13 protein-coding genes and 3 pseudogenes are annotated in these 12,536 nt (G+C 70.8%); 11 read left to right on the top strand and 5 right to left on the bottom strand.

Annotated features, from left to right (window positions below; genetic code table 11):
* Nucleotides 1–60 precede the first annotated feature (60 nt).
* On the bottom strand, nucleotides 61–273 hold the full coding sequence (locus tag Srubr_RS41395; protein WP_203854983.1) for an AMP-binding protein: 213 nt from the start codon (nucleotides 271–273) through the stop codon (nucleotides 61–63).
* Between the two features lie 28 nt (nucleotides 274–301).
* Nucleotides 302–1,311 (bottom strand): annotated as a pseudogene (locus Srubr_RS12385) (long-chain fatty acid--CoA ligase); the annotation flags it as partial.
* 354 nt (nucleotides 1,312–1,665) lie between these two features.
* Here Srubr_RS12385 and Srubr_RS12380 point away from each other — a divergent pair.
* From Srubr_RS12380 to Srubr_RS12335, 11 genes are all read left to right on the top strand, one after another.
* Nucleotides 1,666–2,298, top strand: coding sequence for a GNAT family N-acetyltransferase (locus tag Srubr_RS12380; RefSeq protein WP_229927014.1), 633 nt, complete (start codon nucleotides 1,666–1,668; stop codon nucleotides 2,296–2,298).
* Nucleotides 2,286–2,510 (top strand): translation initiation factor IF-1, encoded by a 225-nt coding sequence (gene infA / locus Srubr_RS12375; protein ID WP_189999831.1) that lies wholly within the window; start codon nucleotides 2,286–2,288, stop codon nucleotides 2,508–2,510. The genes Srubr_RS12380 and infA overlap by 13 nt, the downstream gene beginning before the upstream one ends.
* 187 nt (nucleotides 2,511–2,697) lie before the next feature.
* On the top strand, nucleotides 2,698–3,693 hold the full coding sequence (locus tag Srubr_RS12370; RefSeq protein WP_229927015.1) for an acetamidase/formamidase family protein: 996 nt from the start codon (nucleotides 2,698–2,700) through the stop codon (nucleotides 3,691–3,693).
* 163 nt (nucleotides 3,694–3,856) lie between these two features.
* On the top strand, nucleotides 3,857–5,425 hold the full coding sequence (locus Srubr_RS12365) for an ANL family adenylate-forming protein (protein WP_203854929.1): 1,569 nt from the start codon (nucleotides 3,857–3,859) through the stop codon (nucleotides 5,423–5,425).
* A gap of 373 nt (nucleotides 5,426–5,798) precedes the next feature.
* Nucleotides 5,799–6,794 (top strand): methyltransferase domain-containing protein, encoded by a 996-nt coding sequence (locus tag Srubr_RS12360; RefSeq protein ID WP_229927024.1) that lies wholly within the window; start codon nucleotides 5,799–5,801, stop codon nucleotides 6,792–6,794.
* A 163-nt stretch (nucleotides 6,795–6,957) separates the two neighbouring features.
* The gene (locus Srubr_RS40550; protein ID WP_229927023.1) at nucleotides 6,958–7,347 is read left to right on the top strand and encodes a class I SAM-dependent methyltransferase; all 390 of its coding nucleotides are present in this window, start codon (nucleotides 6,958–6,960) and stop codon (nucleotides 7,345–7,347) included.
* On the top strand, nucleotides 7,251–7,580 hold the full coding sequence (locus Srubr_RS40545; RefSeq protein WP_229927022.1) for a TPMT family class I SAM-dependent methyltransferase: 330 nt from the start codon (nucleotides 7,251–7,253) through the stop codon (nucleotides 7,578–7,580). Before Srubr_RS40550 ends, Srubr_RS40545 begins: the two co-directional genes overlap by 97 nt.
* Before the next feature lie 162 nt (nucleotides 7,581–7,742).
* Nucleotides 7,743–8,903 carry a DegT/DnrJ/EryC1/StrS family aminotransferase gene (locus Srubr_RS12350; RefSeq protein ID WP_189999876.1) on the top strand — a complete coding sequence of 387 codons (1,161 nt, stop codon included), beginning with the start codon at nucleotides 7,743–7,745 and terminating at the stop codon, nucleotides 8,901–8,903.
* Entirely contained in the window at nucleotides 8,900–9,994 is a 1,095-nt protein-coding gene (locus Srubr_RS12345; protein WP_189999875.1) for a Gfo/Idh/MocA family protein, read from the top strand. The genes Srubr_RS12350 and Srubr_RS12345 overlap by 4 nt, the downstream gene beginning before the upstream one ends.
* Complete coding sequence (locus Srubr_RS12340) at nucleotides 9,994–10,659, top strand: HAD-IA family hydrolase (RefSeq protein WP_189999874.1); 666 nt, start codon at nucleotides 9,994–9,996, stop codon at nucleotides 10,657–10,659. The genes Srubr_RS12345 and Srubr_RS12340 overlap by 1 nt, the downstream gene beginning before the upstream one ends.
* Entirely contained in the window at nucleotides 10,626–11,576 is a 951-nt protein-coding gene (locus Srubr_RS12335; protein WP_229927020.1) for an ROK family protein, read from the top strand. The genes Srubr_RS12340 and Srubr_RS12335 overlap by 34 nt, the downstream gene beginning before the upstream one ends.
* A 38-nt stretch (nucleotides 11,577–11,614) precedes the next feature.
* Here the strand turns inward: Srubr_RS12335 and Srubr_RS12330 are convergent, their stop codons facing one another.
* The 3 genes and pseudogenes from Srubr_RS12330 to Srubr_RS41960 form a co-directional block, all read right to left on the bottom strand.
* Complete coding sequence (locus Srubr_RS12330) at nucleotides 11,615–12,109, bottom strand: glycosyltransferase (protein ID WP_373313655.1); 495 nt, start codon at nucleotides 12,107–12,109, stop codon at nucleotides 11,615–11,617.
* Between the two features lie 75 nt (nucleotides 12,110–12,184).
* Nucleotides 12,185–12,253: pseudogene (locus Srubr_RS41965) on the bottom strand (hypothetical protein); the annotation flags it as partial.
* A gap of 127 nt (nucleotides 12,254–12,380) precedes the next feature.
* Nucleotides 12,381–12,500: pseudogene (locus tag Srubr_RS41960) on the bottom strand (hypothetical protein); the annotation flags it as partial.
* Nucleotides 12,501–12,536 lie beyond the last annotated feature (36 nt).

Here is a 12,536-nt window from a genome sequence, read left to right as displayed (position 1 = left end):
GAACGGCGCGATAACCGCCTCGATCTCCTCCGGATGGACGTTCTCTCCCGCCCCGGACGATCAGATCGTTGATCCGGCCGCTGATGTGAAGTACCCGGCGGCGTCCCGGCGGGCGAGGTCACCCGTGCGATACCAGCCGTCCTGGAACGCGGCAGCGGTCGCCTCCGGTTTGTTGTGGTAGCCGGGCTTCACGTTCGGGCCGCGCACCCACACCTCGCCCTCGGCGCCGGCCGGCACGTCCGCGGCCGTCCTCCGGGTCGACGATGCGGACATCCACGCCGGGCACCGGAAGCCCGCACGACCCGTCGACGCGGACGCCTCCCGGCGGGTTCATGGTGATCGCCCCGCACGTCTCGGTGCTGCCGTACGCATCGACCAGCGGCACCCCGAACTCCTCGCGGAACGACCGGCACAGCCCTGGCCGGCGACCGCTCCCCCGACCAGCCCGATCCGCAGGTCCGGCAGGGTGATCCGGCGCTGGCGCCGCGCCTCCAGAAGGTAGTGGTAGGTGGTCGGCACACCCGCCACGAAGGTGGCCCGGGTTTCCCGGGCGGCCTCCAGGAACTCGTCGCCCGAAGGGCTGTCCATGATCCGGGCGGTCGCGCCGACCGCGGTCACCGCCAGCACGCACGCGATGTGGGAGAGGCTGTGGAACAACGGCAGCGGCCACAGCACGCGATCGTCGGCCGACAGCCCGGGGATCGGCACATAGCTCGCCGCCACCGAGTACAAGCAGTTGCGCTGGCTGGACAGCACTCCCTTCGGTTCCCCGGTGGTCCCCGAGGTGTAGAACGTCCATGCCACGTCGTCCAGGCCGAGATCGTCCCGTGCGGGTTCCGCGGGCTCGGTCCTGACGAGTTCCTGGTAGGCGTGGACCGACGCGTGCGCGGGTGCGTCGCCGGTCACCAGCAGCCTGGCGCCGCGGGGCAGGGACGGCGAGCGCAGGAAGCCGGCCACGTGCACGGGGTCGGTGATGACGACGGCCGCCTCGCTGTCGGCCAGGAGATAGTCCAGTTCGAAGTCGGTGGACGCGGGGTTGACCGGCACCCCGATCGCGTCCGCGCGAAGGATCGCGAGGTAACTCTCCAGCATCTCCACGCTGTTGCGCAGGCAGATCATCACCCGATCGCCGCGCCGCACACCGAGTCCCGCCAGATGCCCGGCCAGCCGCCGGGTCCGCGCCTCCAGATCGGCGTACGTGACCGCCCGCTCCGCGTCCTCGAAGGCGACCTTCCCACCGAAGTTGTCCGCGTGCTCCCGCAACACCAGGGGGAGCGCTCTGATCAGCTCGGCGCGCACGGAATCACGCATCCTCTCGTGGAGCGAAACCTCATCGGGCACCAAAAAGCCTTCTGCCTACATGCGGAGGCTAGGAGCGGCCGTGCCGGCTGGGCATCCCTCAGCCTCGTGGCCTTCGCGGCAGGGTGCGGCTTGTCTGCAGGGTTCTCCGCCCTCGCAGTTGGGCGTGACGACGTCCGTCTGGTAATGTTCACTCCAGGCCGTGACAGACCCTGTAGGAGGTGAGACCCGTGAATGTTCGTTCGATTACCCGGGTGCTCCCCCTATTGGTCACGGCAGGCGACTGATGTAGATGTCGCGGGAGCGCACCAGAGGCACTCCTGGAAGGCGACAGCCATCAACCTTAAGCATCCCACCCCAGACCCCGTGATCACGCGGGTCGCCGAAGACCAGTGGCACGCCAGCGACGGCGACTTGGTTGTCGGCAGTGGCGACACGGGGCGCAGGCCCGACGGGCGACTGTACATCAGCATCGACGCATGGCACGACACAGCCTTCGACCGGCTGGCCGCCGCCATGCTGGCGGAACTGCCGGCGCCGCTCTACACGCTGGTCGACGCCGACGACGCGGACACGATCTCGAACTGGCGGCGGGCCGGCTTCACCCCTCACCGAAGTGAGCGGCAGTACCTGCTGGTGCCCGGCGAAGCGCAGCCCGCCGTGTCGCCCCCGGCGGGGGTGACGTTGACCGGCGGCGCGGAGGAGTCCCGCGCCGAAGTCGAGGGGGTCGAAGTCGGTGTGATCCGGATTTCGCCGTCGATGCGGGACAACGGGAGGCCGCGGATCGCGCGGATTCGCTCCATCGAGGTCCGCGCCGACCAGCGCCGCCGTGGCATCGGCAGGGCGCTGCTGGTCCACGCGCTGGACGCTCTGCACACTCGCGAGTTCGGTCTCGCGACGATCGACGTCGACGAGACCGACACCGCGACGATCAGCCTGTTGGAAAGCGTCGGAGCCCGCCGTGAGAGCAACACCTTGGAGCTGACGTGGCAAAAGTAAATCGAGGTATCGAGGTTGTCGGTACCATCGTCGAGTCCCTGAAAGACGCCAAGTTCTGGGTTGAACTCGAGAACGGTCACAAGGTACTCGCACACATCAGCGGGAAGCTCCGCAAGCACTACATCAAGATCCTGCCGCAGGACACGGTGACGGTCGAGTTGAGCCCGTATGACCTGACCCGTGGCCGGATCACCTTCCGGCACCGGATGTAGCGGCCGGCGGAACACGCCAAGGCAGGAGCGGTGCTGATCCCCCCTCAGGGGGTCCGCACCGCTTCGATGGCCTCCTGGCCGGAAGTCCGCGGTGCACCTTCACCAGTCACGTTGACAGTCTTGCCCGGTGACGCCCGGACTTCCTTGCCTGGCTCATCTGCGGCTGCCTAGCGTTGCGGCCGTGACGATGCATACGGTTCAGTCCACATTGGCCACGGTCCGGCCGGGCGTCCTCGATCCCGGCGCTGCGTCGGCAGCCAGGATCGAGTCCGGCGACGAGGTTCTCTACCCCGACACCTGGACCAACTGGCAGAACCAGCTGCGGTACGGCTCGTCCCCGGCCGACCGTGCGCGGCTGCGCCAGGAGTACCCGGGCTGCCCGTTCCAGATCGTCGGCCCGGTCGAGGTGACCGGTGCCGAACCGGGCGACGTCGTCGAGTGCCGGCTGACGGAACTGCGGCTGAGCGACTGGGGCGGCAACGCCTTCCCCACCCGGGCCGGCGCGCTGCCGTACGACTTCGACGAGCCGTACTTCCACGACTTCCGGTTCGACCGGACCCGCACCCGGGCCGACTACGTTCACGGCATCTCGCTGCCGCTCGACCCGTTCGCCGGCATCATCGCGGTCGAACCGCCGGGCGACGAGCAGACAAGCGCGCTGATCGGTGGCGACCACGGCGGCAACCTGGCCCTCCCCGAACTCACCGTGGGCTCCTCGCTGTTCCTTCCCGTGGCCAAGCCGGGGGCCCGGATCTGGATCGGTGACATTCACGCCCTGCAGGGCGACGGACTGGTCGACCAGACCGGCCTGAAGTCCACGGCCGAGCGCTTGCGGATGCGGTACGACCTCCACAAGAACGTGGGCCTGACCCGGCCGCTGGCCGAGACCGACACGCACTGGATCGGCATCGGACTGGCTGACAGCCTGGAGGCCGCACTGGTCGACTGCCTGCGCGGACTGATCAGCTGGTTCAGCGCGGCGTCCGGCGTCACCCGCGCCGAGGCCCACGCACTGTGCAGCATGGCCGCGAGCTTCCGGATCACCCAGTACGCGGACCAGAGCGAGGTCCACCACGTCGATGTCCCCCTGCCGCCCAAGGGCGTGCACGGCCTCCTGCGCAAAGACATCTTCCCGGCCGGCCTGCGTACCCGGGTCGACCGCTGGCTGCGCCCCGCGGCCTGAGCCGTTCAGCCTTCCCGGGCAGGCCGGGGCCGGCTCTTTCGCGGCGACCACGTGCCGTCAATGTGAGGTATGGGGCCCTCGGTGCCCGCCGGTTTAGCCTGCGGTTCGTCTCACTCGACCACTGGACATCGCATTGTCTTGGACAGGAAGGCGAAACCGGGTCATGAGTACCACGCATGTGCATTATGTTCAGCAGCTGCTGACTCATTTCGATGCCGATCCGGATCGCCCTGCCATGGTCAGCGGGGACGTCCCCTTCTCCGCCGGGGAGCTGGCCGACGCCGTTCGCCGGGCCGCGGCCGCGATGGGCCGCCACGGCGTCGGCCGCGGTGACGTCGTCTGCATCCTGACCGAGCCCAACACCGCGGCCACACTGATCCTGCGGTGGGCGGCCAACCTGGTGGGGGCGACCGCCGCACATGTGCGTGGGATGAATGCGGTGGTGCCTGACGACGAGTTGCGCATGGACTTGCAGCGCGCCATCGTCTCGGATGTCGGCGCCCGGATGCTGGCGGTCGACCCGGCCAACGAGGCACGGGCACGGGAGCTGCTGGTGAACGCGACCGGTCGGCCGGTCCTGGCCGTACTGGGCGCAGGACAGCCGGACACGGTGGATTTGACCGCCGGCTGCGGTGACGGAGTAGGCCCGTGCCCGGACATCACCGACAGCGACCTCGCGGTGATCACCCAGACCAGTGGGGCGAGCGGCCTGCCGAAGGGTGTCTGCTGGCCCTTCGGCGTCAAGAACGACATGGCCGCATCGGCCATCGACCGCAGCAGCCGGACGAACGTCCTGATCACCGCACCGCTCACCCATTCCAGCGGGTTCGCCGCGGACGACACGCTCATCACCGGCGGCATGGTCGTCCTGCATCCCGGCTTCGACGCCGCGGCCGTGCTCCACGCGATCGCGCAGCACCGCATCGGCCGGCTCATCCTCGGCACCCCGCAGGTGTACGCACTGGCCGAGCACCCGGACCGGGCGGCCACCGACCTGTCCAGCCTGACCGAGCTGATCTACACCGGCAGCCCCGGGGCACCGCTCAAGCTGCGCAAGGCCCGGGAAATCTTCGGCCCCGTACTGATCCAGGTCTACGGCACGACCGAGACCGGAGTGCTCACCATGCTCCCCCCCGGCGACCACGACGACCTGCGCGCCTGCTCCAGCGCGGGCCGGCCGGTCAACCCAGAGGCGCTCAGCATCCGGCACCCCGACACCGGCGCGGTACTGCCCGTCGGCGAGGTCGGCGAGGTCTGCGCGGTTCCACGCTGGCCCACGGCCGGCTACTGGCACGAGCCGGCACTCACCGCGGCACTCGTCCGCGACGGCTGGGTGCGCACCGGCGACCTCGGGCACCTCGACACCGACGGCTACCTGCACCTGACCGGCCGGCTCGCGAACATGATGAAGGTCAAGGGAATCCGCATCCACCCCGAGCAGGTGGAGAAGGTGCTCAGGCAGGCCCCGGGCGTGTCCCAGGCCGCCGTATGCGGGGTCGAGGACGCCGACCGGGTGGAGCACATCTACGCCGCCGTCGTGCCCGAGCCCGGCGCCGACCCGGATCCCCGGGAACTGCGCCGTCACGTCGCCGAGGCACTGTCCGACACCTACGTCCCCCGCCTGATCGACATTCGCCGGAAACTGCCGACGACCGGCTGGGACAAACCCGATCGGGTCCGGCTGCGGGCCGACGCCCGCGCCGCACTGACCCGGCCCGCCCCCCAGGCCTGACGCGGCAAGCATCTCCTCGTACCGGTCCGGAGCGTTCTTCCCGGACGTGCGATGCGGTCGCCTCACCACGCGCCCGCCGCTCTGCCCCTCCCCAGGCCCCGGGGCCCTGGTGGCCCGCATCCGCGCGGGCCGGGCCCTGGAGACGGACTGCCGGGCTGACGGAGCCTTACCGCCCGGCGGGCCGGGGAGCCACTCGCCCACGGCCCACCTGCGCGGCCGGTGCCGCAGGCCCTGCCCGATACCGGCTCCCGGCACAACAGACCTGCCCCCGGCCCGAGTTCAGCGACCACCCCAGCCGACCGACCAGCGATCCCCAGTACCGTCAACCTGCGTGATGGCGTGCGCTGTCCGGCGTCGGGAAGACTCTCCGGCCATGGACGGCTTCGAACTGCACGACCTCGCGCGCAAGCTGCTGCGGATCGGCGAGGACGCCCTCCCGGACCCCACCGGTGTGCGACAGCTGTCTCCCGGCGTGCGTCACGTCATGACCGACGTGTTCGAACACCCGGACACCTCGGTCACCGAGATCGCCAACCGCACCGGCTTCCCGGCGAGCCACGTGGAGACGAGCGTCGCCACCCTGCGCGACCGGGGTGCGGTCACCACCGCGGCCGCCCCGGACGGACAAACGGTCGTCCGGGCGGCTGCCCGGCACAGGAGCGCCGGCCGAGCCGCCGCGCGGATCGACGAGCAGCTCGCCGCGGCCGCCGGGATCCAAGACCCCGGCCAGGCCAAGGAATTGGTCGAGACACTCGAGCAACTGGCGCGCCGGCTCACCGATGCCCTGTCCCCCGAGCATTTCAACGCGCGGTATGCGGGTACGCCGCCCTGGGAAACCGGCCGTCCGCAACCGGCCCTGCGCGACCTCGCCGAGGCGGGCGCCTTCCGCGGCCGGGTGCTCGACGTCGGGTGCGGCACCGGCGAGGTCGCGCTCATGGCGGCGGCCCTCGGCCTGCCGACGGTCGGCATCGACCCGGCGTCGACGGCGATCGAGATCGCGCGGCGCAAAGCGGAAGAGCGCGGCCTGCAGGCGCGCTTCCTGGTCGGGGACGCACTCGAACTCGGCGCCATGGGCGAGCAGTTCGACACCGTGCTCGACTGCGGCCTGTTCCACGTGTTCAGCGACGCCGAACGAGTCCGCTACGCCGACAGCCTGGCCACCGTGATGCCGCCGGACGCGCGGTTGTTCCTGCTCTGCTTCAGCGACCGCCATCCACCCGATATCGGACCGCGGCGGGTGAGCCAGGACGAAATCCGGGCCACCTTCGCCGACGGCTGGCGGGTCGATTCGATCGAACCCGCGATGCTGGAGAACAACAAATATGTCGACGGAGTGCTGGCCTGGCTGGCCAGTATCACCCGCACCTGACCGCCCTTTTCCCGAGCGCACACCCCCGAAAGGCTGCCACGTGCGCCGAATTCGCAGAATGGGGCGACGGCGAAACACAAATCTGCTGCCAGGTTGAGGGATAGTGGCGTAGGCGCCGAACTCCGTACCGTGAGGCCAATCGACCAGAAGGAGCCGGACACACATGGGTGGCAGCAAGGTGGAGGGCTTCGACGCGCACTACGCCGGAACACCGCTCTGGGACCTCGGCCGCCCCCAGACGGCCCTGCGCGACCTCGCCGAGGCGGGCGCCTTCCGCGGCCGGGTGCTCGACGTCGGGTGCGGCACCGGCGAGGTCGCGCTCATGGCGGCGGCCCTCGGCCTGCCGACGGTCGGCATCGACTCGGCGTCGACGGCGATCGGGATCGCGCGGCGCAAAGCGGAAGAGCGCGGCCTGCCGGCGCGCTTCCTGGTCGGGGACGCACTCAACTCGGCGACTTGGGCGAGCAGTTCGACACCGTGCTCGACTGCGCCCTGTTCCACGCGTTCAGCGAGACCGAACGCGTCCGCTACGCCGGCAGCCTGGCCACCGTGATGCCGCCGGACGCGCGGTTGTTCCTGCTCTGCATCAGCGACCGCCATCACCCCGGCAGCGGACCGCGACGGGAGAGCCAGGGCGGGATCCGCGCCAGGCGGGTGAGCCAGGACGAAATCCGGGCCACCTTCGCCGACGGCTGGCGGGTCGATTCGATCGAACCCGCGACATTGGAGAACAACAGAGACATCGACGGGGCACCGGGCTGGCTGGCCGCGATCACCCGCACCTGACCACCCTTCCCCGAGCGAATCCCCCTGAAAGGCCTCCCGTCGCGCCGAATTCATGGAACAGGGCGACGGCGAATTCCGAATCGGCTGCCAGGTCGAAGAGCCGTGGCGTAGGCATCGGACTCCGTACCGTGAGGCCAATCAACCAGAAGGAGTCAGGCAGAAATGAGTCCGCGACCGAGGCCGACCTTTCCGGATTGGCCGCAATTCGATGACACCGAACGCCGAGCTCTTGATCGTGCGCTGTCCCAGGGCCAGTGGTGGCGCATGGGTGGCAGCGAGGTGGACAGCTTCGAGCGGGAGTTCGCCGGATACCACGGTGCCCACCACGCCCTCGCCGTCACCAACGGCACGCACGCGCTGGAGCTCGCCCTGCAGGTGCTGGGTGCGGGACCGGGCACCGAAGTGATCGTGCCGGCGTTCACCTTCATCTCCTCGTCCCAGGCCGCTCAGCGGATCGGGGCCGTCGCCGTGCCGGTGGACGTCGATCCGGAGACCTACAACATCGACGCGACCGCCACCGCCGAGGCGATCACACCGCGGACCCGGGTGATCATGCCGGTGCACATGGCGGGTCTCATGGCCGACATGGACGCACTGGACAAGCTCGCCTCCGATGCCGGCGTCCGGATCCTTCAGGACGCGGCCCACGCGCACGGTGCCCGGTGGCGGGGCAAGCGCGTGGGCGAGCTGGGCTCGATCGCGGCGTTCAGCTTCCAGAACGGCAAGCTGATGACCGCGGGCGAGGGCGGCGCGGTGCTGTTCTTGGACCCGGACGACTACGAGAAGGCATTCCTGCATCACTCCTGCGGCCGGCCGCGCACCGACCGCAACTATCACCACCAGGTGGCCGGCACCAACATGCGGATGAACGAGTTCTCGGCCGCCGTCCTGCGCGCTCAGCTGGGCCGCCTCGACGGCCAGATCGAGCTGCGCGAGCAGCGGTGGCGGTTGCTGTCGCAGCTCTTGGCCCAGATCCCCGGCGTCCGGCCGCAGGGCGGTGATGCGCGGGCCGACCGGAATCCGCACTACATGGCGATGTTCCGGCTTCCCGGCTGGTCGGAGGAGCGTCGCAACCTCCTCGTCGATCGCCTGGTCGACGCGGGGATCCCGGCGTTCGCGGGCTTCCGCGCCATCTACCGCACCGCGGCGTTCTGGGAGACCGGCGCACCCGAGGAGTCCGTCGACGCGGTCGCCAAGCGGTGCCCCAACGCCGACGCGATCAGCCAGGACTGCGTCTGGCTGCACCACCGCACCCTGCTCGCGTCGGAGCAGGCTCTCACCGACACCGCCGCCATCGTGGCCGACCAGGTGGCCGCCGGATGAGGATCCGCACCGTACTGGTCGGGTTCGGGTGGTCCGGCCGAGAGATCTGGCTTCCTCGTCTGATGGCAAACGGTGACTACGAGGTAGTGGCCGCGGTCGATCCGGATCCGGCCAGGCGGGAGGCGTTCACCGCGGCGACCGGCCGTCCGGCCTTCGGCGACGTCGACGCGCTGCGGGCCGAGGACGCCGACCTCGCGTTGGTCGCCTCGCCCAACCACCTGCACGCGGCGCTCGCGCGACGTCTTCTCACCCGAGGTCTCGCCACCTTCGTGGAGAAGCCGGTCTGCCTCTCGAGCGCGGAGGCGGACAGGCTGGCCGCGGCCGAGCGGGCAGGCGGCGTCCCGTTGCTGGCCGGAAGTGCGTGCCGATACCGCGCGGACGTGCGGGCACTGGCCGGTCTGGCCGGCGAGCTCGGCCACCTGCGCCACATCGACCTGGTGTGGGAACGGGCCTGCGGAGTGCCCCGGTCCCAGGGCTGGTTCACCAGCCGGGCGGAGGCAGGCGGCGGGGTGCTGTTCGACCTCGGATGGCATCTGCTCGATGTCCTGGAGACCGTCGCCGGGCCGTTGGCGTTCGTTCAGGCCGCCGCGTCCACCTCGTACGACCACGTCAACGACCCGCGCTGGACGGCGGCCTGGCGGCATGATCAGCCGGTGCCGGAACTCGACGCGGACGTCGAGGACACCGTGCGCGGCTTCCTGGTCACCGGCAGCGGTCTGTCGGTGGGCCTTCGCGCCAGCTGGGCCACGCACGCGGCGAGCCATGACGTCACCGAGATCCGGATCGAGGGGAGTGACGACACCGCGATGCTCCGGTCCACCTTCGGCTTCAGCCCCAATCGCGAGCCGCGGCCGCGGCTCAGCGTCGTCCGGCGGGGCCGGACGAGCGAGATCACGGTCCCGACCGAGCCGATCGGCGCCGAGTACTCCCGTCAGCTCGACGACATCAGGGACCACCTCGCCGATCCGTCGGCGTGCGGATCCGCGATCGCGGGCGTGCGGCGGATCGTCGGCACGATCGAGGCGCTGTACGCGGCCTCGGCGACACCGCTGCTGCCCGCCGGGCCGGTCATGACCGCGGCGGCGACCTGATGGCGAGCGTACCGGTGCGCAGTGTGGTGATCTTCGACCTCGACGGCGTCCTGGTGGACAGTCATGAGGTGATGGGCCGGGCCTTCGCCGCGGCGTACGCGGAAGTGGTCGGCGCCGGACCGGCGCCGTTCGCCGAATACCAGCGCCATCAGGGCCTGTATTTCCCGGATATCATGCGCCGGATGCGCCTCCCGCTGGAGATGGAGGAGCCGTTCGTCCGGGAGAGCTACCGGCTCGCGGACCAGGTGCCCGTGGCGGACGGGGTGGCCGATCTGCTCCAGACGCTCCGGACGCGTGGGTTCCGGCTCGCCGTGGCCACCGGGAAGGCAGGGCCGCGGGCTCGCTCCCTGCTGGCCACGCTCGGCCTGATCCAGTACTTCGACCACGTAGTGGGCTCGGACGAGGTCGCCAACGCCAAACCCGCCCCGGACATCGTCAGGCGCGCGCTCAGCCTGCTCGACGCGGAGCCGGACGCGGCCCTCATGGTCGGCGATGCCCCGGCCGACATCCGCAGCGCCCGAAGCGCCGGGGTGACCGCCGTAGCGGCGACCTGGGCGACCGTGGACGAGGACGGCCTGATGGCTGCCGGTCCGGATCTGGTCGTCCACTCCCCCGGTGAACTGCTGCCGGCGTGCCCGCCGGTCCCGGCTCCGGGCCGGCGGTGACGGGGCGGACGGCATGGCCGGGAAGCTGGCTCGGCATCGATTTCGGTGGCACCAAGGTGGCGCTGCGGGCGGAGACCGACGGCGGAGAAGTCAGCGAGCACACCTTCCGATGGCGCGGGCGCGGGCTGGAGTCCGACCTGAGCCAGCTCGCGACCGAACTCGCCCGGTTCCGGCGGCGAATCCCGCAGGGCTACACCGGAATCGGAGTCGCGATGCCGGCCACGGTGGGGGCGGACGGGCTGGTCACGACCTGGCCGAACCGCCCCGAGTGGACCGGCCTTGATCTGCGGCGGACGTTCCGCTCGCACTTCGGGGACACCCCGGTCCGCTGGGCCGACGACGGGTATCTGGGCGCGCTGGGCGAAGCGCGGGCGCTGGGCTGCGACGAGCTGCTCTATGTAGGGGTGGGAACGGGCGTGGGCGGTGGGCTGCTCGCGGGCGGCACGCTGTGGCCCGGACCGGATCGCGGTTCCTTCGAGCTCGGTCACGTGGTGACCGACGTGGACGGCCCGATCTGCTCGTGCGGGCGCCGCGGGTGCCTTCAGGCCACCGCGTCCGGACCCGCGACGTTGGCGCGAGCGGCCGGGATGCGGGGGGTGCCGGTCGGGTACGACGACCTCCGCCAGGGCCTGGTGGCGGACGAGGAGTGGGCGGTCCAGGCCGTGGACCGCACCTGCCACCGGCTCGCGGTGGCCATCAGCGGGGTGCGAGAACTCCTGCACCCCGGCACGGTCGTGGTGGGGGGCGGCTTCGCCGCCGGACTGCCCGTGTTCGCCGGCCTGGTCGCGCACCATCTGGCCGCGCTGGCCCGGCCGGGCGTGCCGGCACCGGTGGTGCGGGCGTCTGTGCTGGGCCCGCTGTCCACGCTGCACGGCGCGGTCGCGCTGGCCCGCCTGCCCGGACCGGATCCGCTCTGAGGTGCTGTCCCCGGTCGCTTCACGCTCGGCGCCCCAGGTCACGCCCGGGGTGACGCACGCAGGCCCGCCAGCTGCACCAGTCTCGGCACCAAGGCGGCCGGCGCGGGCTGCGAGACGATCTCCCGTTGCAGGAGCTTGGCGGCTTGGAGGCACTCCTGGTCGTCCAGCAGCCCGAGGACGTGGGACGTGATCCGCTCCACGGTGGCCTCGTCGTGGAGGAGATGCCGGCCGGCACCGCCGGCCGCGAGTACGTCGCCGACCGCCATCTGGTCGGAGAACTGGGTGACCGTCAGTTGGGGCACCGCGTAGACGCCTGCGGTGAGCGCGGTGCCCACCCCGCCTTGGTGCACGATGGCCCGGCAGCTCGGCAGCAGCAGGTGCAGGGGCAGCGACTCCGCCACCCGCACTCCGTCCGGCACCGTGCCAAGAGCCGCTCGAGTGGCTGCGGAGACGGCGAGCACGACATCCACACCGAGGGCGGAGACCGCCTCGACGACCCGGCTCAGCGGACCGGTCACCGCGTCACCGATCATCCGCACTGTCGAGATGCCCCAGGTGATGCACACGCGAGGCCGAGTCGGCGGCTCGATGAGCCATGCCGGCAGCGCACCGGGGGCGTTGTAAGGCACATACCGGACGGGCAGCCGCGGGGCCGTGGTCTGTCCGGGGACGCGCATGCTGGGCGGGCAGGGGTCGATCCACGCCGACGGGGCGGTCCTCGGCGCAACTCACCTTGTCTCGATCGGTCGGCCACCGTTCATGATCGTGCAGCTTGCCGGACCCGGCCCTGCCCACGATGTCGATGTCCTTGCCCACCGCCACCGCCGGCAGTCCCGTCGTGACGACCGCGTCGACCAGCGACGGCGTGGTCGCTACTCGTACCTCATGCCCAGCGGCCTGCAACGCCCACCCGAGCGGCACCATCGGGTAGTAGTGCGACGACCACGCGAACGTGGTGAA

It is taken from the genome of Streptomyces rubradiris, assembly GCF_016860525.1.
Classification (GTDB): domain Bacteria; phylum Actinomycetota; class Actinomycetes; order Streptomycetales; family Streptomycetaceae; genus Streptomyces; species Streptomyces rubradiris.
The sequence above is the reverse complement of the archived record's forward strand: the minus strand, read 5'-3'. Positions and strand labels throughout refer to the sequence as shown.